The sequence below is a fragment of the Bradyrhizobium neotropicale genome, assembly GCF_001641695.1.
In the GTDB taxonomy this organism is placed as follows: Bacteria; Pseudomonadota; Alphaproteobacteria; order Rhizobiales; family Xanthobacteraceae; genus Bradyrhizobium; species Bradyrhizobium neotropicale.
This window is the reverse complement of the sequence record NZ_LSEF01000037.1, coordinates 295,765-314,078: the sequence shown is the minus strand read 5'-3', so window position 1 is coordinate 314,078 and position 18,314 is coordinate 295,765. Positions and strand designations below refer to the sequence as shown.

The window sequence follows — 18,314 nt, the reverse complement described above, 5'->3', positions numbered from 1 at the left end:
CTAGTGGTTCATCACAGTGATTTTGACGTTTTGATACCGAGCCATCCGAGGATAGGCAACTTTTCGGGTGGCAAGAGGATCTCGATGCTTCGAGCGACGCCGGGCTGGCGACGAATGAACCCGTTGCGTTCGAGGGTGAGGATCATCTGGTGGACTGACGGCGGGCTGACGCGGAAATGCCGCTGGATGTCGGCCTCGGCGGGCGGCTGTCCGAACATGTACGAGTAGGTATGGATGAAAGCGAGATAGTGTCCCTGCTTCTCGGTGAAGTGCGCGCCTGATTTTTGACTCATAGCTGGATTCGTCCCGGCCTCCGACAAGGAGGCGAAGCATGAATGTACGTTATCGGGTCGAATTGAGCCAAGCCGAGCGGGACGAACTGACGGCAATGCTCGGCGGCGGCACGCATTCCGCCCGCAAACTCAAACGGGCTCAGATTGTGCTGGCGGCCGATTCAGGCAGCTGCGACGCGGAGATTGCCCGAACCGTCCGGGTCAGCCTTTCCACCGTCGGCCGGACCAAACGCCGTTTCGTAGAAGGCAATCTGGAGCGGGCCTTGAGTGAGGAGCCGCGTCCGGGCGCGGAACGCAAGCTGACAGGCAAGGAAGAGGCCCTGCTGGTGGCGACGGCATGCGCCAAGCCGCCCGCCGGCCGCAAACGCTGGACGCTGACATTGCTGGCCGACGCGATGGTCAAGCTCACCGATCACGCCAGCCTGTCGGGCGAGACCGTGCGCCGCCGGCTGGCCGACAACGACCTCAAGCCGTGGCGCCGGGATATGTGGTGCATTCCTCATGTCGACGGCGAATACGTCGCCCGGATGGAGGATGTGCTCGATCTCTACGCCGAGGCGCCGGATCCCGAGCGGCCCCTGGTTTGCTTCGACGAGACCCCAGTCCAGCTGATCGGCGAGGTACGCCAGCCGATCCCTGCCCAACCGGGACAGCGCGAGCGCTACGATTACGAATATCGCCGCAACGGTACCGTCAATCTCTTCGTCACCTTCGATCCGCATCGCGGCTGGCGCAATGTCAAGGTTACAGACCACCGCGCCGCGGTCGACTACGCGCACTGCATGCGCGAACTCGTCGACGTCCACTATCCCAATGCCGCCTGCATCCGTGTGGTGCAGGACAATCTGTCGATTCATACGGCCGGCGCGCTATATCAGGCATTTGCGCCTGCCGAGGCCCGTCGCATCCTGCGCCGCCTCGAGTTCCACTACACCCCGAAACACGCCAGCTGGCTCAATATGGTCGAGTGCGAGATCAGCGTGCTGCAGCGCCAGTGTCTCGGCCGTCGCATCGACGATCCCAAAAGGCTTCGAAAAGAAATCGCAGCATGGCAACGGCAGCGAAACAAGGCGCGAGACCGCATCAAATGGATGTTCACAACCGACAAAGCCCGCGCCAAACTCGGTCGCGCCTATCCAGTTGCCGCCAAAGAGTCAAAACCACTGTGATGAACCACTAGGAGCCAAACATGAAGACCTGGAAGACATTTTTCCTGGCGGCCACAATGCTGGCGACCAGCGGTACAGCATGGGCAGGACAAGCGCCCGGCGCGCTTGAATCGCCCGATGTCCCGATCAGCCATCATGACCGCGTCTATGCAGCTGAGCAGTTCTCCAATACGGTTTCGGTGACGGATCCCGTCGACAACAGGCTGCTTGGCGTGATCAGACTGGGCGATCCGCAGCCCGGCAATTTCAGTCCGCTCTACAAGGGCCAGGTGCTCGTCCATGGCATGGGCTATTCGCCCGATCACCGTACGCTCGCCGTGGTTTCGATCGGCTCGAATTCGGTGACCTTCATCGACACGGCGACCAATGCCGTCAAGCACGTGACCTATATCGGCCGCTCGCCGCATGAGGCGTTCTTCACTCCCGCCGGCAAGGAGGTGTGGGTCACCGTACGCGGCGAGAATTACATCTCCGTGCTGGATTCCGAAAGCTTCGAGGAGAAGACCCGGATCACGACGCCGAATGGCCCGGGCATGCAGATATTCTCGCCGGACGGCAAGTACGGCTACATCTGCTCGTCCTTCAATCCGGAGACCGACGTCGTCTCGGTGGCCGAGCACAAGATCGTCGCCACGGTGAAGCAGGAAAGTCCGTTCTGCCCGAACATCGCGGCCACGCCGGAAGGCGACCAAGTGTGGTTCACGCTCAAGGACATCGGCAAGACTCAGGTGTTCAACGCCAGGCCGCCGTTCGATCTGATCAAGACGATCGACACCGGGCCGATCACCAATCACGTGAATTTCGCCCATACGGCCAAGGGAACGTTCGCCTATGTCACGGTGGGCGGGCTGAACGAGGTGAAGGTGTTCCGCACGGATGACTTCTCGCAGGTCGCAACCATCCCGGTCGGCAATCTTCCGCACGGCGTATGGCCTTCGGGCGATGGCACGCGTGTCTATGTCGGACTGGAGAACGCCGATGCGCTGGCCGCGATCGATACCGCGACCAACAAGGTGATCGCCAATGTGCCGATCGGCCAGGCGCCGCAGGCGATCGCCTATGTGCCGAATGCCGCGCCCAATCCCGATGACCGCCAGAACCTGCAGACCCTCGGTATCGCGGGCCAGGTCGCGCACCTCACGCTGGCGCCGAAGGCGAGAGCAAAGGGCGGCAAGGCGCCGACCAGCGTGTCGCTGTTCGATCAGGGCCTGATCCAGATCCTCCAGGCTTCGGTCACGGGGCTTGAGCCCAAGCAGAAATATGTGCTGGCGCTCGCCAGGCATGAAGATGGCAGCGGTCCGTTGCAGCCGCTGGCTGCCTTCATGACCAATCCGGCCGGATCTGCTATCGTCAATGCCGTAGGCCCGATCCGGCAGATCGTCGACCAGACGTCAAAGACGGACAAGCGCTACCTGGTTATTGCGTCAGGCGAATCGGCGAAGCCGGGCGAACCGGTGCAGGTCGAGGCCCGGTGACGTTCATGCGAGCGACTGCGGACAGCAGGCGGAGCACGCGATGCAGGACATGCTGGTTCAGGTCGAGCCGCTGATCCCCGCGCTCCGCCGCTACGCGCGCTCGCTCGTTCGCGAACGTGCGGCCGCCGACGATCTGGTCCAGGATTGCCTGGAGCGTGCGGTCAGCCGCTGGCACCAGCGGCGCGATGGCAGCGTCCGCGCCTGGCTGTTCACGATACTGCACAACCTCGCCATCAATCAGTTTCGCCAATCGGCGGCGCGCGGCAGCCACGTTCCGATCGACGAGAGCAATGAGGACGATTTCAGCGTGGCCGCCGCACAGGACCAGAAGCTGATGTATCGTGATGTCATGAACAAGCTCGCGAAGCTTCCCAAGGACCAGCAGGCGGTGCTGCTGCTTATCGCCGTCGAGGACCTGTCCTATGCGGATGCCGCCAAAGTGCTCGACATTCCCGTGGGCACGGTGATGTCGCGGCTGTCCCGCGCGCGCGAAAGGCTGCAGCAGGAGCTCGAGGGTCCCTCGAACGGCGAAGCAAGCAATATCGTGTCAATCCGGAGCGCAAGAGAATGAGCCATCGTCCGATCACGGAAGATGATCTCCATGGCTATGTGGATCGGGTCCTTGAGCCGGAGCGGCAAGCCGAGGTCGCCGCTTATCTGAACGATCATCCGGATGTCGCCAAGCGCGTCGCCGCCTTCACTGGCCAGCGCGAGCTGTTGCGCGCGGCGATCGCGCCTGTCGCCGAGGAGCCGTTGCCGGCGGCGCTCAATTTGTCGCGCATCATCGAGCAGCGGCGGGCTCGACAGCCCTCCTTCGTCCGTTGGGCTGCGGCGGCGCTGGTGCTGTTGAGCATCGGCGGCATCGGTGGCTGGTCCATGCATGGTGCGTTGCAGGCATCGCCGGGCGGACTGGCCGCGCTCGGTCAGGAGGCGGCGGCCTCCTATAGCGTTTACGCGCCGGATCGCGTCCGGCCCGTCGAGGTTCGTGCTTCCGACAGCGCCGAACTCGTGCAGTGGGTCTCCGAACGGCTGCACCGACCGGTGAAGGCGCCGGATCTGACCATGTCAGGCTATCGGCTGATGGGAGGGCGCATTGTCGCCAGCCCGCACGGTCCGGCCGCCATGTTCATGTATGACGACGACCGTGGCAGCCGGATCGTCGTGCTGATCCGGGCGATGAGCAGCGCGGACCAGAACGCGCCCATGACGCCTCAATCGCAGGGCGACGTCGGAGGCTTCGCATGGGCCGAAGACGGGCTGGGATACAGTCTGATGGGCCGCGCCGCTCCTCAATCGTTGAGGCCCGTCGCGGACGAGGTTCGCAGGCAGTCCCGTCCGATCTGAACGCTGCGATCGCGGACGGCGCGCCAGCGCGCGCCTCACGCATTGACGTGCACGAAATCCCGCAACAGCGGATAGATCTCGTTGTTCCAGCGTTTGCCGGAAAACACGCCGTAATGGCCGACGCCGGCCTGCATGTGGTGGACGCGGCGATAGGCGCGCACGCCGGTGCAGAGGTCTTGCGCCGCGAGAGTCTGGCCGATCGAGCAGATGTCGTCCTTCTCGCCCTCGACCGTCATCAGCCCCATGCGGCTGATCGCCCGGGGGCTCACCACGCGGCCGCGATGCATCAGCTTGCCCAGCGGCAACAGGTGCTCCTGGAACACGTCGCGCACGGTCTCGATATAGAACTCGGCGGGCAGGTCCATCACCGCGAAATACTCGTCGTAGAAGGTCTTGATGGTTTCGGCCTTGTCCTTCTCGCCCTTGGCGATGTGGTTGGCGAGATCGAGGTGCTGCTTGATGTGGCGCTCGAGATTCATCGAGACGAAGGCGGTGAGCTGCACGAAGCCCGGGTAGACCTTTCGCAGCGCGCCGCGGCACTGCACCGGCACGTAGTTGATCAGGTTGCGCTCGAACCAGGTGATCGGCTTGCTCTTGGCGAACTCGTTGACCTTGGTCGGCGCTACGCGCGTATCGATCGGTCCAGCCATCAGCGTCAGCGTTGCCGGCCGGGACGGGTGGTCGTCCTCGCACATGATCGCCGCGGCCGCGAGCGCCGAGACCGACGGTTGGCAGATCGCGACCATGTGCGGGCGCGGACCAAGCTGTCCGAGGAAATCGATGAGATGATCGGTGTAGTCGTCGAGCCCGAAGCGGCCTTCGCTGCGCGGAATGTCGCGCGGATTGTGCCAGTCGGTGATGTAGACGTCGTGGTCCTGGAGCAGCGTCTTCACGGTGCCGCGCAAGAGCGTCGCGAAGTGTCCGGACATCGGCGCCACCAGCAGCATGCGCGGCTGCTCGGGCACATCGTGCTTCTTGAAATGCAGCAGCGAGCCGAACGGCGTGGCGTAGGCGATCTCCTCGGTGACGGCGACCTCGCGATTGCCTACTATGACCCGATCGATGCCATAGGCGGGACGGTCATAGGTGAGGGTGGAGCGCGAGATCAGCTCCAGCGCCGCGGCGAGCCGGCCGACGATCTGGTCGGACCTGCCCTGCGGTACCAGGTTGAGATATCTGAGCGCGGAAGAGGCCCCCGCTCGCCATGGCGCCGTCAGATCCATGTGGTTCTGAAAGGCCTGATAGTACATCGACATCATACTGAAACGCCCACCCTGACCCCAGGCGGCTATGCAATATCGACGCCAGATTCGAGTCAATTCGCCCTGAAAACTGGCATGTCGCTTGCTGTGGAATACGGGGAAGCACAAAGTGCGGGCACCGCGCAGAACGGGATGGCGGGGTCAGGAATTCAGGCGCGAGGACGGGCCATATGGCGAAGGCGACACTGACCATCAGCAGCAAGAACTACTCGTCCTGGTCGCTGCGTGGCTGGCTGCTGGCGAAGTTCTCCGGGCTCGATTTCGAGGAGATCGTGACCGCGCCCGACGATCCCTCCGCGCGCGCCGAAATCCTGCTGCTGTCGTCGTCGATCCTGGTGCCGTGTCTGCGGCACGAGGGCGCCACGATCTGGGATACGCTGGCGATCGCCGAATATCTCAACGAACTCAGGCCAGATGCCGGGCTATTGCCGGCGGACCGCATCCAGCGCGCCCATTGCCGCTCGATCTGCGGCGAAATCCATTCCGGCTTCACCACGCTGCGCGCTTCGCTGCCGGTCAATCTGAAAGGGCATTTTCCCGGCTTCAAGATCTGGTCGCGCGCGCAGGCCGACATCGACCGGGTCTGGTTCATCTGGCGGGACTGCCTGGAGAAGTCGGGCGGCCCGTTCCTGTTCGGCGAGACGCGCACCATGGCGGATGCGATGTATGCGCCGGTGGTGACGCGCTTCGTCACCTATGACGTCAAGCTCGAGCCGCGGCTGAAGGCCTATGCCGACACGATCATGACGATGGCGGAGATGCAGGAATGGATCGCCGCGGCCCGGGAGGAGCCGGCCGAGATCGAGGAGCTCGAGGTCGAATATTAGGCAGGCCTCGCGGGATCCTGCTCGTTTCAGGGGCGGGGGCAGCGGCCAAACTCCCGGCGCGCGCCGGCCCGCGGCGACACTTCGCCCCGGGGGGTGCCATTAGCTGAAGCGATTAACTTTTGTTAGCGAGCCGCGGCTTACGCCTGCGCGCGCGTCGCGCAGATATGGTACGCGCGCGCAGGAGGTTGTCGACATCTAGCCGTGAACAGGCGCGTACAGAGCCGCTCGGCTGATTCGGACGTGATTCGTTCAGGCCGCGTTCCGAAGGTTAAGGCGGCGCGCGGCGCCGTTGCATTTTGAGACAGTGGGCGTCAGGCGGTCTGCTTCACGCGCGGCAGGCGCCAGCCGATGACGGTTGCTTCCACCGCGATTCCCGCTTCGTCGTTGCGCCAGCGACCCTCGACGTAACGGCATGCGAACGGCAATTTATACGTTCCGCTATGATCCTCGCAGAGTACTTCGAGCGGCATGCCGGGCGGTGGTTCTCCGGCGCCGTCGAATTCCGCCAAACGTCTTTCGCGAGTTGCCATTCCAAAAATCTCCCCTAAAGAAAGCCGCGAAGAAACCATCCACGTCTCCCCGCATGCGGATCATTGCTCCCCGCCCAAGGGAACGCAGCAAGCTCAACGCGAGAATGCGGTGTCAGTGTGGTAGCTTCAGTGCACAGGGCGCAAGCTGCGCAAATTGCTGTGATCGATTTAATAGGGAACCCGCATGCTGTGCAGGAGTGCTGCCATTTGTTTCGTGATGTTGCCGCTCGCAACGCTGGCGCCTGCGCAGGTCCGCGCGCAGGACGTGCCGGGCATCGAGATCTGCACGGTCGAGAAGACCATGGAGCGGCGCACGAGCTGCCTGCAGAGCAATGTCGACTTCCTGCAGAAGACGATCACCAAGCTCACCCTCGATCATCAGCAGAAGCTGGACGCTGCCAACCGCCAGATCGACGCGCTGAAGACCACCGTCGCCGGCTTGCAGAAAACGCTCGGCGATCTCCAGGCCGCACAGGCGAAGCTGGCGGAGGACGTCAAGAAGAAGCAGGATGCGCCGCCTGCGAAGGACGCGTCGCCGGCGGCCAAGGAAGGAAATAAGGACGCGACGAAATAGGCGCGAGGACTTGCGATCATGTGACGCGATATCGCTCCATCACGCCACGATCGGGTTCAAAGCCGAGCCCCGGACCCGTCGGCACTGCGACATGGCCGGTAGCATCGACATCGGCGCGGCCATCCCACAGGCATGCCTCGCGCTTCAGGTAGAACATCTCGACAAGCCCGTCGTCGCGCAGCGCCAGCAGATGCAGTGTCGCCAGCAGGCCCGGTGCGAAATACGGGGAATGCGGGACGATCTTGACGCCGAATTGGTCGGCCAGTGCCGCGACTTTCAGAAATTCCGTGATGCCGCCAACCTTGATCACCGACGGCTGGGCGTGGCTCACCGCGCCCGCCGTCATCATCTGACGGAATTGATATTCCGTGCAGGCATTCTCGCCGGCGGCGACGCCGAGCCCGCCGTTGCTGCGGACGTCGGCGAGCGTGGCAAAATCTTCCGGCGGCCAGACCGGCTCCTCCAGAAACATTGGCTGCGCATCCTGACACGTCTTCGCGAACGCGATCGCCTGCTCGCCGCTGAGCGGGCAGTTCATGTCGACCATCAGGGGAATGCCGGGGCCAATCGCCTCGCGCGCGGCAAACACCGCAGGCGCCGTGGTCTCGTGCAGCTTGATGGCGCCATAGCCGAGTGCGAGCGCCTTCCTGCATTCGGCGGCGATGTTGTCGGGTGAGCCGATCCGTAGCAGGCTCGCATAGGCGGGAATGGCCGTGCGCCTGACCGCTCCGAGCAGGCGATGCACCGGCACCCCCTTGATCTTCGCAGCAAGATCCCACAGCGCGATATCGAGCCCGGAGATCGCGAACATGGTGATGCCGTAGCGGCCGAACAGATGCAGGTTGCGCTGGATCTGTTCCATGACCGCGGGAATGCCGGCCGCATCGGGAACCTCGAGCCCGCGGGCCTGCGGCGCGATCATCTCCTCGACGGCACTGCGCGTGGTGCGGGGGCAGACATAGGCGAAGGCATCGCCCCAGCCGGTCAGCCCGGCATCAGTCGTGACCTCGAGGATCACCATGTCGAGCGCCGTGATCGCGGAGGCGCCTTGGCGAAAGCTCGCGACACCGGCGTCATAGGGGATGCGGATATGGTGCACCCGCACATCGGTGATCTTCATGACGCGGTTCCTCCTGCTTTCTCGTGAGCGGTTCTCCGGAAAGTCTTGAGTGTAGCCATGAACGCCCGGACGTTGCCAGTGGCTGTTCCGGCGTTATCCTTCTTAAAGGACAGCAACGCCGATCAAGCGAAGCGGGCGGCATTGCGCGCATCATGGCCACGCTTCGAACGAGAGCCCAAACGTCATGAACCCTGCCCAGCGCGCGCTCTGGTATATCGAGAGCCATCTTGCCGAGCCGGTGACGCTCGACGAGATCGCTGCGATCGGCGGCGTGTCGCGGTTCCACATGGTGCGTGCGTTTGCCGCAGCAACCGGGCTTCCGGTGATGCGCTATGTGCGCGCGCGGCGGCTGACGGAGGCCGCGCGTCTCCTTGCCAAAGGCGCCCCCGATATCCTGTCGCTGGCGCTGGAGGCCGACTACGGCTCGCACGAAGCATTCACCCGCGCGTTCCGCGACCATTTCGGTGAGACCCCCGAAGCGGTGAGGGCGGCAACGTGCATCAACCACCTCAAGCTTCAGGAGCCGATCCTCATGGATTCAACCATGCTCGACAATCTCGCACCGCCGCGTTTCGAAACCACCAAGGCGTTCCTCGTCGCCGGTCCCGCCGAGCGCATCTCTTGCGACAACGGCGCGATCATCCCCAGCCTGTGGCAGCGCTTCCACCAGGAGGTCGCCGATATTCCAGCGCGCATCGGAAATGTGGCCTACGGTGTCTGCTGCAATGGCGACGATGCCGGCAATTTCGACTACATCGCCGGCGTCGAGGTCGCCGATTTCTCCGACCTGCCGCGGCGCTTCGGCCGCATCCGCATTCCCGAGCAGCGCTACGCGGTGTTCACCCACACCGAGCACGTCGCCTCGATCCGCCGCACCGTCAATACGATCTGGAATCAGTGGCTGCCTGCCTCGGGCCTCAAGGCCGCCGACGCGCCGAACTTCGAGCGCTACGATGAGAGGTTCGATCCCGCAACCGGCAATGGCGGCTTCGAGATCTGGGTGCCGGTGAAGGAGTAGGACCGCGCAAGGCTGGCATTCCTGCCCGCTTGCTTGGCAAGGCTCAGTGACTTTGTCATAACCGTAGGCAAAGCTTGCCTGCGGGGCCCGGTGCCGGACATCCCGTGCAAGCCATAACAAGCAGCCGGGAGGGTCCCAGAATGTCCAACGTCCGCGTTCTCGCCACCGACCTCGAGTTTCCCGAAGGGCCGGTCGTGATGCCGGACGGCTCGGTCGTGCTCGTGGAAATCCGCGGCCAGCGCCTGACGCGCGTCCATCCTGACGGCCGCAAGGAGATCGTCGCCAGGATTCCGGGCGGTCCGAACGGTGCGGCGCTCGGGCCCGACGGCAAGATCTACGTCTGCAACAATGGCGGCTTCTCCTGGATCCCGACCCGGACCACGATCATGCCGGGCCCGCAGCCCGACGACTATCTCGGCGGCTCGATCCAGTGCGTCGACCTGCAATCCGGCAAGGTCGAGACCGTCGTCACCAAGTGCGGCGAGCACGATCTGCGCGGCCCGAACGATCTCGTCTTCGACAAGCAGGGCGGCCTGTGGTTCTCCGATCTCGGCAAGCGCCGCGCCCGCGAGATGGACGTCGGTGGCATGTATTACCTCAAGCCCGGCATGAAGGAGATCGTCGAGGTCGTGCACGGGGTGCTGCCGGCGAACGGCATCGGCCTGTCGCCGGACGAGAACACCGTCTACATAGCGGAGACGCCCACGGGGCGGCTCTGGGCCTACGAGCTCTCCGCGCCCGGCACGCTCAAGCCGCGCGACGCGATCTACCGCGGCGAGCGCGGCAAGCCGATCTGCGGCCTTGGCGGCTATCAGATGTTCGACTCGCTTGCGGTGGAGGCAAACGGTAATGTCTGCGTGGCGACCCTCGTCTCCGGCTGCATCTCGGTGATCGCGCCCGACGGCGCGCTGGTCGAGCAAGTGCCGACCGGCGACCGCGTCACCACCAACATCGCCTTCGGCGGCCCCGAGCTGAAGACCGCCTACATCACGCTGTCGGGCAAGGGCGAACTGATCGCCATGGACTGGCCGCGCGGTGGTTTGCCGTTGAACTTTTTGAACAAGTGAGACAAGTCGTCATTGCGGACAAGGCGAAGCAAAATTGCAGACCCTCACCCTGAGGAGCGCGCCCTTGGCGCGCGTCTCGAAGGGCGAGGCCACCGGCCGGGCCTTCATCCTTCGAGACGCGCGTTCCGCGCTCCTCAGGATGAGGGGCTGGCAGTCCGGCCTGCTTCACTCGTGCTGACGTATGGAGATATCTAGAATGCCCTGGCCCGATCCCATCACCCTGCGCGGACAGCATGCCCGTCTCGAGCCGCTGTCGCATCAGCATCGCGAGGGGCTGGTGGAGGCCGTGAAGGACGGCGAGCTCTCAAAGCTCTGGTACACCGCAATTCCCCTGCCGGAGAACATGGGCAAGGAGATCGATCGCCGCCTCGGCCTTCAGGCCGCGGGCTCGATGCTGCCGTTCACGGTGTTCGATGCCGCCGGCAACATCGTCGGCATGACGACCTACATGAACATCGATGCCACCAATCGCCGCGTCGAGATCGGCTCGACCTGGTATGGCAAGAGCGCGCAGCGCGGGCCACTCAATACGCAGTGCAAGCTGCTGCTGCTCGCCCATGCCTTCGAGACGTTGAACTGCATCGCGGTCGAGTTCCGCACGCACTTCTTCAATCAACAGAGCCGCCGCGCGATCGAGCGTCTGGGCGCGAAGCAGGACGGCATCCTGCGCAGCCATCAGGTCGCGCCCAACGGCACGCTGCGCGACACCGTGGTTTACAGCATCACCGCCGCGGAATGGCCGACGGTGAAGGCGCATTTGAATTATCAACTCAACGACAAGCCGCGCTGAGCGGCTTCTGGCGGATACCATGGATAGATTTGATTATGTCATCGTCGGCGCGGGCTCTGCCGGCTGCGTGCTCGCCAGCCGGCTGAGCGAAGATCCCGCAACCAGCGTCTGCGTGCTCGAGGCCGGGCCCAGCGACTGGCATCCCTACATCCATCTGCCGGCGGGCTTCATCAAGACCTTTCACATGAAGAGCATCAACTGGGCCTACCAGCAGGAGCCGGGGCCCTGGACCGGTGGGCGCAGCATCTATGCGCCGCGCGGCAAGACGCTCGGCGGCTCGTCCTCGATCAATGGCCACATCTACAACCGCGGCCAGCGCATGGATTTCGACACCTGGGCGCAGATGGGCAATCGCGGCTGGGGCTATGCCGACGTGCTGCCTTACTTCAAGCGGCTGGAGAAGCGTGTCGGCGAGGGCGAGGACACCTATCGCGGCCGCGACGGCAATCTCATCGTCACGACCATGGACTGGCGCGATCCGCTCTGCGAAGCCTTCATGGAAGGCGCGGTCTCGCTCGGCATTCCCCGCAATCCCGATTACAACGGCAAGACGCAGGAAGGCGTCTCCTACTGCCAGCGCACCATCAACAACGGCCTGCGCGTCTCCGGTTCGACTGCGTTCCTCAAGCCCGCGATGAAGCGGCCGAACGTGCATGTGCATACGCATGCGCATGCGACCGAGATCATCTTCGAGGGCAAGCGGGCGGTCGGCGTGCGCTACACGAAGGGCGGCCGCGGCGGCACGCCGGTCGAGGTGCGCGCCAACAAGGAAGTGATCCTCTCCGGGGGCACCTATAATTCGCCGCAGCTGCTTCAGCTCTCAGGCGTCGGCTCGCCCGATTTGTTGCAAGCCCACGGCATCGCCGTGCGTCACGCGCTACAGGTCGGCGAAGGCCTTCAGGACCATTACGCTCCGCGCACCGTGGCGCGGGTGAAGGACATCAAGACCATCAATGAGCTCCGCCGCGGCTTCTCGCTCTGGATCGAGGCTCTGAAATGGGCGACTGCGCGCCGGGGCCTGCTCTCGTTGTCGCCGACCATGGTCTATTGCTTCTGGCATTCCGGCGAGAGCGCGGAGAGCTCCGATCTCCAACTCACCTTCACGCCCGCGTCCTACAAGGAAGGCGTACAGGGCCAGCTCGAGGACGAGCCCGGCATGACGGTTGCCTCCTGGCAGCAGCGCCCCGAGAGCCGTGGCTATGTGCGCATCCGCTCGGCTGATCCGTTTGCGCCGCCGATCATCCAGACCAACTATCTCGACGCCGAGCTCGACCGCCGCGTCATCGTCGGCGGCATGAAGCTCGCGCGCCGCCTTTTGAAGTCCGCGCCGCTGTCGCCCTACTACGCCTACGAGGATTTCCCCGGCCCCAACGTCAACACGGACGACGAATTCCTGCACGCTGCGACCGAGCGCGGCACCACCACCTTCCACCCCGGCTGCACCTGCCGCATGGGTCCGGCGGATTCCACCTGGGCGGTCGTCGACGACCAGCTCCGCGTCCACGGCCTCGAAGGCTTGCGCGTGATCGATGCCTCCGTCATGCCGCGCATGATCTCGGCGAACCTCAATGCATCGACCATGATGATCGCCGACCGCGCCTCGGACCTGATCCGCGGCAAGCAGCCGATGGAAGCCGCGCGGATTCCGGAAGCGGCGGTGGCGTGAGGGCGCTTTCGTAGGATGGGTAGAGCGAAGCGAAACCCATCGCGCTTCAGCGAGCGCGGCAAGATGATGGATTTCGCTGCGCTCTACCCATCCTACAGGCCTTGCTACAGGTCTTGCAATTTTGGTTGAAGTCCGTCGCGACCAATTATTAAGAGTTGTGCTATGGTCTGAGGCATGACGTCCTATCGGCGCAACTTCGTCCCTGGCGGAAGCCTCTTCTTCACCGTCAATCTGGCCGACCGCCGGCAATCGCTTCTGACGGCGAATATCGATCTATTGCGCGCGGCTTTTCGCGAGATACGCCACCGACACCCGTTCACGATCGATGCGATCGTGGTGCTCCCTGACCATCTCCACACCGTCTGGACGATGCCGGGCAGCGACGCCGATTTCGCAACACGCTGGCGACAGATCAAATCCGCCTTCTCCCGCAATCTCTCATCCGATGAGTCAATCTCGGCTAGCCGTGCCGCCCGAGCGGAGCGCGGGATTTGGCAGCGTCGCTATTGGGAGCACACCATCCGGGACGAGGAGGACTTTGCCCGGCATGTCGACTATGTGCACATCAATCCCGTGAAGCACGGATTGGTCAGTCGAGTCTGCGATTGGGCGCCGTCATCATTCCACCGCCACGTGGAACTCGGCATCTACCCAACAGATTGGGCGGGGGATATTTCTAGGTTCGATGACTCCAAATTTGGAGAGCGGAACTGGAGCCGCAGTTCGTAGGATGGGTAGAGCGCAGCGAAACCCATCATCGTGTCTCGCTCGCTGAAGCACGATGGGTTTCGCTGCGCTCTACCCATCCTACACGTGAACCTACCACTTCCCGCCGGCTCAGGAACGCCAGCCGCTCGAACAGATGCACGTCCTGCTCGTTCTTGAGCAGGGCGCCGTGCAGCGGCGGGATCAGCTTGCGCGGGTCGCGCTCGCGGAGCTGTTCGACGCTCATGTCTTCGTTGAGCAGCAGCTTCAGCCAGTCGAGCAGTTCGGATGTGGACGGCCTTCTTCTTCAGTTCGTAGGATGGCTAGAGCGCAGCGAAACCCATCACCGTTGTTGCCCTCGGACAGGGCTTGATGGGTTTCGCTTCGCTCTACCCATCCTACGAGGAGCCGTCTTACACTTCCCGCCGGCTCAGGAACGCCAGCCGCTCGAACAGGTGCACGTCCTGCTCGTTCTTGAGCAGGGCGCCGTGCAGCGGCGGGATCAGTTTGCGCGGGTCGCGCTCGCGGAGCTGTTCGACGCTCATGTCTTCGTTGAGCAGCAGCTTCAGCCAGTCGAGCAGCTCGGAGGTCGAGGGCTTCTTCTTCAGGCCGGGCACTTCGCGCACCTCGAAGAAGATGCGCAGCGCTTCCTCGACGAGGCGCTTCTTGATGCCGGGGAAGTGGACGTCGACGATCCGGCCCATGGTCTCGGCGTCGGGGAATTTGATGTAGTGGAAGAAGCAGCGGCGCAGGAAGGCGTCCGGCAGCTCCTTCTCGTTGTTGGAGGTGATCATCATGATCGGGCGCTGCTTCGCCTTGATCGTCTCGCCGGTCTCGTAGACATGGAATTCCATGCGGTCGAGCTCGAGCAGGAGGTCGTTCGGAAACTCGATGTCGGCCTTGTCGATCTCGTCGATCAAGAGCACCGGGCGCTGCTCGGCGGTGAAGGCGTCCCACAGCTTGCCGCGCTTGATGTAGTTCTTGATGTCAGAGACGCGGGCATCGCCGAGCTGGCTGTCGCGCAGGCGCGAGACCGCGTCGTACTCGTAAAGGCCCTGCTGCGCCTTGGTGGTGGACTTGATGTGCCAGGTGAGCAGCGGCGCGTTCAGCGCCTTCGCCACTTCCTCGGCCAGCACCGTCTTGCCGGTGCCGGGCTCGCCCTTCACGAGGAGCGGCCGCTCCAGCACGATCGAGGCGTTGACGGCGACCTTGAGATCGTCGGTCGCAACATAGTCCTTGGTGCCGGTAAATTTCATTGCGCGTCCTTAGTTGGTCGTCGGCGCGAGGCCAAGTCCGTCAGGGTTGGCCTCGGCCAGACATAGGAACGGCCGCTCGAAGCGGCCGTTCGAAGGTTCGGTCAAGCTTTCAGACCCGTTTTATCAGCGAAAGGATGACCAGCACAATCACCGCGCCGATCGTGGCGTCCACGATGGCGCCGAACGTGCCGCTGGCGAGCTCGATGTGGAGCTGCGGCAGGATCCAGCTCGCGACCAGCGCGCCGATGATGCCGACCACGATGTTGCCGATGAGGCCAAATCCCGCCCCGTGGACAATTTTGCCGGCGAGCCAGCCGGCGATCGCGCCGATGATCAGCGCTGCGATGATTCCCATGACAAAGATCCCCAAAACCAAGCCTCAAGCGGCCCAATTCTAGAGCAAAAAGCGTCCCGGTCCAGCTTCGAGAGGCGGCCGGCGCCCCTTGACGGAAGCCACCCGACGGGCAATCTGTCACTCATGTTCCTGCAATTCTTCACCTCATTGCGCGATGCGCAGGTCCCTGTGACGCTGCGCGAATACCTCACGCTGATGGAGGCGCTCGACGCCGACCTCGCGGACTATACGGTCGAGAACTTCTACTACCTGTCGCGCTCGGCGCTGGTGAAGGACGAGCGCAACCTCGACAAGTTCGATCGCGTCTTCGGCTCGGTGTTCAAGGGGCTGGAAAGCCTGCTCGACGCCATGGAGAAGGCGGAGATCCCCGAGGAGTGGCTGAAGAAGCTCGCGGAAAAATACCTCACCGAGGAAGAGAAGAAGCAGATCGAGGCCATGGGCTGGGACAAGCTCATGGAGACCCTGAAGAAGCGCCTCGAGGAGCAGAAGGGCCGCCACCAGGGCGGCAGCAAGTGGATCGGCACTGCCGGCACCTCGCCGTTCGGCGCCTATGGCTATAATCCCGAAGGCGTCCGCATCGGCCAGGAGAAGAACCGCAACAACCGTGCGGTGAAGGTGTGGGACAAGCGCGAGTTCAAGGATCTCGACGGCAATGTCGAGCTCGGCATCCGCAACATCAAGGTGGCGCTGCGGCGCCTGCGCAAATTCGCGCGCACCGGCGCGCCGGACGAGCTCGATCTCGACAATACGATCCGCGAGACCGCCAATCACGGCTATCTCGACGTCGTCATGCGCCCCGAGCGGCGCAACGCGGTCAAGCTGCTGGTGTTCTTCGATATCGGCGGCTCGATGGATTCGCATATCGAGCAGGTCGAGGAGCTGTTCTCGGCGGCGAAGAGCGAGTTCAAGCACATGGAGTATTTCTACTTCCACAACTGCCTCTATGAAGGCGTGTGGAAGCAGAACAAGCGCCGCTTCACCGACCGCACGCCGACCTGGGACGTACTGCACAAATATCCGCACGACTACAAGGTCGTGTTCGTCGGCGACGCCTCGATGAGCCCTTACGAGATCATGGTGCCGGGCGGCTCGGTCGAGCACGTCAACGAGGAGCCGGGCTCGGTCTGGCTCGACCGCATTATCCGCACCTATCCGCATGCGGTCTGGCTCAATCCGGTGCAGCAGAAGCACTGGGACTATTCGGAATCCACCACCATCATCCGCCGCATCTTCGCCAACCGCATGTTCCCGATCACGATCGAGGGGCTTGAGGGGGCGATGAAGGAGTTGACGCACTAGCATCCGCTGTCATTCTGGGGCGCGCGTAGCGCGAGCTTTGATGCGCAATTGCGCATCTGAGAATCCATCTGGCCTTGGCGTTGGTGGAGAAATGGATTCCGGGTTCGATGCTGCTCGCCCCGGAATGACGAGAGAGAAACGAGGGAGAAGCACATGCCCCAGACCATCACCCGCGGCATCAAGGCGCTGATCGACGAGGCCAATGCCGAGATCGAGACGCTCGCAGCCAAGGACGCCATCGAGATCTCCAAGAACGGCGACGTCGTCATCGTCGACATTCGCGATCCCCGCGAGATCGAGCGCGACGGCCGCATCCCAGGCGCGTTCGCTTGCACGCGCGGCATGCTCGAGTTCTGGATCGATCCGCAGAGCCCGTACGCCAAGCCGATCTTCCAGGAGGACAAGAAGTTCGTCTTCCACTGCGCCGGCGGTTTGCGCTCCGCGCTCGCCGCCAAGACTGCACAGGACATGGGCTTGAAACCCGTCGCCCACATCGCCGGCGGCTACGCCGCCTGGCGCGACGCAGGCGGTCCGACGGAGGCGTGGGAGCCGAAGAAGAAGGGCTGAGAGATACCGCCTCGCTCTCTCCTCCCGTCATTCCGGGGCGCGCGTAGCGCGAGCTTTGATGCGCAATTGCGCATCTGAGAATCCATCGGGCAGCAGAGTTTGTGGGTGAATGGATTCCGGGTTCGGGACTTCGTCGCGCCCCGGAATGACGAAAAGGAAATGCATTGATGACCACCCCCGCCGATCCCCTCGTCTCGACCGAATGGCTCGCCGCCCACATTGGCGACGCCAATGTGAAGGTGCTCGACGCCACCTTCAAGCTGCCGGGCGTGCTGCCGCTGCCGAAAGACGACTATCTCGCCGCGCATCTTCCGGGCGCGGTGTTCTTCGACGTCGATGCGGTGTCGGACCATTCCAACCCGCTGCCGCACATGTTTCCGACCGCCGAGCAGTTCGGCCGCGATGTCGGCAATCTCGGCATCTGCAATGCCGACACGGTGGTGATCTACGATGCCGGCGGCTGGGTCGCGGCGCCGCGCGCGTGGTGGATGTTCCTGTCCTATGGCCACAACAACGTGCGCATTCTCAACGGTGGGCTGAAGACGTGGCGGGCCGAGGGGCGTCCGGTCGAGAGCGGCGAGGTGAAGCCGAAGCCTGCGACGTTCAAGGCGAGCTACGATCCGAAGCGCGTGCGCAGCATGCAGCAGCTGGTCGCCAACGTCGAAAGCCGTGCCGAGCAGGTGATCGATGCGCGTCCGGCCGAGCGCTTCGAGGGGCGCGCGGCCGAGCCGCGGCCGGGCATTCGCTCCGGCCACATCCCCGGCGCCCGCAACGTGCCCTATGCCGGCCTGTTCAATGCCGCGACCGGCGAGATGAAGCCGCTCGATGATCTGCGCGCCGCCTTCTCCGGCGCCGGCGTCAAGCTCGATGCGCCGATCGTGACAAGCTGCGGCTCCGGCGTGTCGGCCGGCGTGCTGACGCTCGCGCTCTACCGGCTCGGCATCACCGAGACTGCGCTCTATGACGGCTCGTGGTCGGAGTGGGGCCAGGAGAGCGG

The 18,314-nt window shown here is 63.7% G+C and carries 20 protein-coding genes and 1 pseudogene; 14 read left to right on the top strand and 7 right to left on the bottom strand.

All coding sequences use genetic code 11. The annotated features are described in order from the left end of the window. Window positions 1–11 precede the first annotated feature (11 nt). Entirely contained in the window at window positions 12–293 is a 282-nt protein-coding gene (locus AXW67_RS12070; protein WP_063675745.1) for a LexA family protein, read from the bottom strand. A gap of 38 nt (window positions 294–331) precedes the next feature. Here AXW67_RS12070 and AXW67_RS12065 point away from each other — a divergent pair, with 38 nt between their 5' ends. From AXW67_RS12065 to AXW67_RS12050, 4 genes are read left to right on the top strand one after another with little or no spacing between them, the layout of a single operon-like run. Next, complete coding sequence (locus AXW67_RS12065) at window positions 332–1,462, top strand: IS630 family transposase (protein ID WP_063675747.1); 1,131 nt, start codon at window positions 332–334, stop codon at window positions 1,460–1,462. Between the two features lie 20 nt (window positions 1,463–1,482). Next, a complete protein-coding gene (locus AXW67_RS12060; RefSeq protein WP_063678037.1) occupies window positions 1,483–2,937 on the top strand; it encodes a YncE family protein in 1,455 nt (484 codons plus the stop codon). A gap of 40 nt (window positions 2,938–2,977) precedes the next feature. Next, on the top strand, window positions 2,978–3,508 hold the full coding sequence (locus AXW67_RS12055) for an RNA polymerase sigma factor (protein WP_063678036.1): 531 nt from the start codon (window positions 2,978–2,980) through the stop codon (window positions 3,506–3,508). Next, window positions 3,505–4,281 (top strand): anti-sigma factor family protein, encoded by a 777-nt coding sequence (locus AXW67_RS12050; protein ID WP_063678035.1) that lies wholly within the window; start codon window positions 3,505–3,507, stop codon window positions 4,279–4,281. Before AXW67_RS12055 ends, AXW67_RS12050 begins: the two co-directional genes overlap by 4 nt. Before the next feature lie 35 nt (window positions 4,282–4,316). Here the strand turns inward: AXW67_RS12050 and AXW67_RS12045 are convergent, their stop codons facing one another. Then, window positions 4,317–5,540, bottom strand: coding sequence for a polyhydroxyalkanoate depolymerase (locus AXW67_RS12045; RefSeq protein ID WP_145927560.1), 1,224 nt, complete (start codon window positions 5,538–5,540; stop codon window positions 4,317–4,319). A gap of 173 nt (window positions 5,541–5,713) precedes the next feature. Between AXW67_RS12045 and AXW67_RS12040 the strand changes: the two genes are divergently transcribed. Continuing rightward, window positions 5,714–6,370, top strand: coding sequence for a glutathione S-transferase family protein (locus AXW67_RS12040; protein ID WP_027556797.1), 657 nt, complete (start codon window positions 5,714–5,716; stop codon window positions 6,368–6,370). A 311-nt stretch (window positions 6,371–6,681) separates the two neighbouring features. Here AXW67_RS12040 and AXW67_RS12035 read toward each other — a convergent pair whose 3' ends face one another. Further along, window positions 6,682–6,900, bottom strand: coding sequence for a hypothetical protein (locus AXW67_RS12035; protein WP_027556798.1), 219 nt, complete (start codon window positions 6,898–6,900; stop codon window positions 6,682–6,684). 184 nt (window positions 6,901–7,084) lie between these two features. Between AXW67_RS12035 and AXW67_RS12030 the strand changes: the two genes are divergently transcribed. Continuing rightward, window positions 7,085–7,474, top strand: a complete 390-nt coding sequence (locus tag AXW67_RS12030) for a hypothetical protein (RefSeq protein WP_027556799.1) — start codon at window positions 7,085–7,087, stop codon at window positions 7,472–7,474. A gap of 16 nt (window positions 7,475–7,490) precedes the next feature. On the opposite strand, the gene AXW67_RS12025 is transcribed toward AXW67_RS12030, so the two are convergent. Further along, a complete protein-coding gene (locus tag AXW67_RS12025) occupies window positions 7,491–8,594 on the bottom strand; it encodes a mandelate racemase/muconate lactonizing enzyme family protein (protein ID WP_063678034.1) in 1,104 nt (367 codons plus the stop codon). Between the two features lie 184 nt (window positions 8,595–8,778). Between AXW67_RS12025 and AXW67_RS12020 the strand changes: the two genes are divergently transcribed. From AXW67_RS12020 to AXW67_RS12000, 5 genes are all read left to right on the top strand, one after another. Next, window positions 8,779–9,612 carry an AraC family transcriptional regulator gene (locus tag AXW67_RS12020; RefSeq protein WP_063678033.1) on the top strand — a complete coding sequence of 278 codons (834 nt, stop codon included), beginning with the start codon at window positions 8,779–8,781 and terminating at the stop codon, window positions 9,610–9,612. Between the two features lie 140 nt (window positions 9,613–9,752). After that, a complete protein-coding gene (locus AXW67_RS12015; RefSeq protein ID WP_063678032.1) occupies window positions 9,753–10,679 on the top strand; it encodes an SMP-30/gluconolactonase/LRE family protein in 927 nt (308 codons plus the stop codon). A gap of 196 nt (window positions 10,680–10,875) precedes the next feature. Beyond that, window positions 10,876–11,469, top strand: coding sequence for a GNAT family N-acetyltransferase (locus AXW67_RS12010; protein WP_063678031.1), 594 nt, complete (start codon window positions 10,876–10,878; stop codon window positions 11,467–11,469). A gap of 19 nt (window positions 11,470–11,488) precedes the next feature. Continuing rightward, window positions 11,489–13,135 carry a GMC family oxidoreductase gene (locus AXW67_RS12005; RefSeq protein ID WP_063678030.1) on the top strand — a complete coding sequence of 549 codons (1,647 nt, stop codon included), beginning with the start codon at window positions 11,489–11,491 and terminating at the stop codon, window positions 13,133–13,135. Between the two features lie 174 nt (window positions 13,136–13,309). Further along, the gene (locus AXW67_RS12000; RefSeq protein WP_063678029.1) at window positions 13,310–13,864 is read left to right on the top strand and encodes an REP-associated tyrosine transposase; all 555 of its coding nucleotides are present in this window, start codon (window positions 13,310–13,312) and stop codon (window positions 13,862–13,864) included. A gap of 94 nt (window positions 13,865–13,958) precedes the next feature. Here AXW67_RS12000 and AXW67_RS11995 read toward each other — a convergent pair. From AXW67_RS11995 to AXW67_RS11985, 3 genes and pseudogenes are all read right to left on the bottom strand, one after another. Beyond that, window positions 13,959–14,147: pseudogene (locus AXW67_RS11995) on the bottom strand (AAA family ATPase); the annotation flags it as partial. 106 nt (window positions 14,148–14,253) lie between these two features. Then, window positions 14,254–15,096, bottom strand: coding sequence for an AAA family ATPase (locus AXW67_RS11990; protein ID WP_027556805.1), 843 nt, complete (start codon window positions 15,094–15,096; stop codon window positions 14,254–14,256). A 109-nt stretch (window positions 15,097–15,205) separates the two neighbouring features. After that, the gene (locus AXW67_RS11985) at window positions 15,206–15,451 is read right to left on the bottom strand and encodes a GlsB/YeaQ/YmgE family stress response membrane protein (RefSeq protein ID WP_027556806.1); all 246 of its coding nucleotides are present in this window, start codon (window positions 15,449–15,451) and stop codon (window positions 15,206–15,208) included. A gap of 123 nt (window positions 15,452–15,574) precedes the next feature. On the opposite strand from AXW67_RS11985, the gene AXW67_RS11980 reads away from it, so the two are divergent. From AXW67_RS11980 to sseA, 3 genes are all read left to right on the top strand, one after another. Next, complete coding sequence (locus tag AXW67_RS11980; protein ID WP_027556807.1) at window positions 15,575–16,750, top strand: vWA domain-containing protein; 1,176 nt, start codon at window positions 15,575–15,577, stop codon at window positions 16,748–16,750. A 153-nt stretch (window positions 16,751–16,903) separates the two neighbouring features. Then, entirely contained in the window at window positions 16,904–17,317 is a 414-nt protein-coding gene (locus AXW67_RS11975; RefSeq protein ID WP_027556808.1) for a rhodanese-like domain-containing protein, read from the top strand. A gap of 167 nt (window positions 17,318–17,484) precedes the next feature. Then, the coding region (gene sseA, locus AXW67_RS11970; protein WP_063678060.1) for a 3-mercaptopyruvate sulfurtransferase at window positions 17,485–18,314 on the top strand (830 nt) is incomplete at its 3' end.

Coding starts and splice junctions, on each gene's coding strand:
- AXW67_RS12070 (WP_063675745.1), bottom strand. CDS start 293: ATGAGTCAAAAATCAGGCGCGCACTTCACCGAGAAGCAGGGACACTAT.
- AXW67_RS12065 (WP_063675747.1), top strand. CDS start 332: ATGAATGTACGTTATCGGGTCGAATTGAGCCAAGCCGAGCGGGACGAA.
- AXW67_RS12060 (WP_063678037.1), top strand. CDS start 1,483: ATGAAGACCTGGAAGACATTTTTCCTGGCGGCCACAATGCTGGCGACC.
- AXW67_RS12055 (WP_063678036.1), top strand. CDS start 2,978: ATGCAGGACATGCTGGTTCAGGTCGAGCCGCTGATCCCCGCGCTCCGC.
- AXW67_RS12050 (WP_063678035.1), top strand. CDS start 3,505: ATGAGCCATCGTCCGATCACGGAAGATGATCTCCATGGCTATGTGGAT.
- AXW67_RS12045 (WP_145927560.1), bottom strand. CDS start 5,540: ATGATGTCGATGTACTATCAGGCCTTTCAGAACCACATGGATCTGACG.
- AXW67_RS12040 (WP_027556797.1), top strand. CDS start 5,714: ATGGCGAAGGCGACACTGACCATCAGCAGCAAGAACTACTCGTCCTGG.
- AXW67_RS12035 (WP_027556798.1), bottom strand. CDS start 6,900: ATGGCAACTCGCGAAAGACGTTTGGCGGAATTCGACGGCGCCGGAGAA.
- AXW67_RS12030 (WP_027556799.1), top strand. CDS start 7,085: ATGCTGTGCAGGAGTGCTGCCATTTGTTTCGTGATGTTGCCGCTCGCA.
- AXW67_RS12025 (WP_063678034.1), bottom strand. CDS start 8,594: ATGAAGATCACCGATGTGCGGGTGCACCATATCCGCATCCCCTATGAC.
- AXW67_RS12020 (WP_063678033.1), top strand. CDS start 8,779: ATGAACCCTGCCCAGCGCGCGCTCTGGTATATCGAGAGCCATCTTGCC.
- AXW67_RS12015 (WP_063678032.1), top strand. CDS start 9,753: ATGTCCAACGTCCGCGTTCTCGCCACCGACCTCGAGTTTCCCGAAGGG.
- AXW67_RS12010 (WP_063678031.1), top strand. CDS start 10,876: ATGCCCTGGCCCGATCCCATCACCCTGCGCGGACAGCATGCCCGTCTC.
- AXW67_RS12005 (WP_063678030.1), top strand. CDS start 11,489: ATGGATAGATTTGATTATGTCATCGTCGGCGCGGGCTCTGCCGGCTGC.
- AXW67_RS12000 (WP_063678029.1), top strand. CDS start 13,310: ATGACGTCCTATCGGCGCAACTTCGTCCCTGGCGGAAGCCTCTTCTTC.
- AXW67_RS11990 (WP_027556805.1), bottom strand. CDS start 15,096: ATGAAATTTACCGGCACCAAGGACTATGTTGCGACCGACGATCTCAAG.
- AXW67_RS11985 (WP_027556806.1), bottom strand. CDS start 15,451: ATGGGAATCATCGCAGCGCTGATCATCGGCGCGATCGCCGGCTGGCTC.
- AXW67_RS11980 (WP_027556807.1), top strand. CDS start 15,575: ATGTTCCTGCAATTCTTCACCTCATTGCGCGATGCGCAGGTCCCTGTG.
- AXW67_RS11975 (WP_027556808.1), top strand. CDS start 16,904: ATGCCCCAGACCATCACCCGCGGCATCAAGGCGCTGATCGACGAGGCC.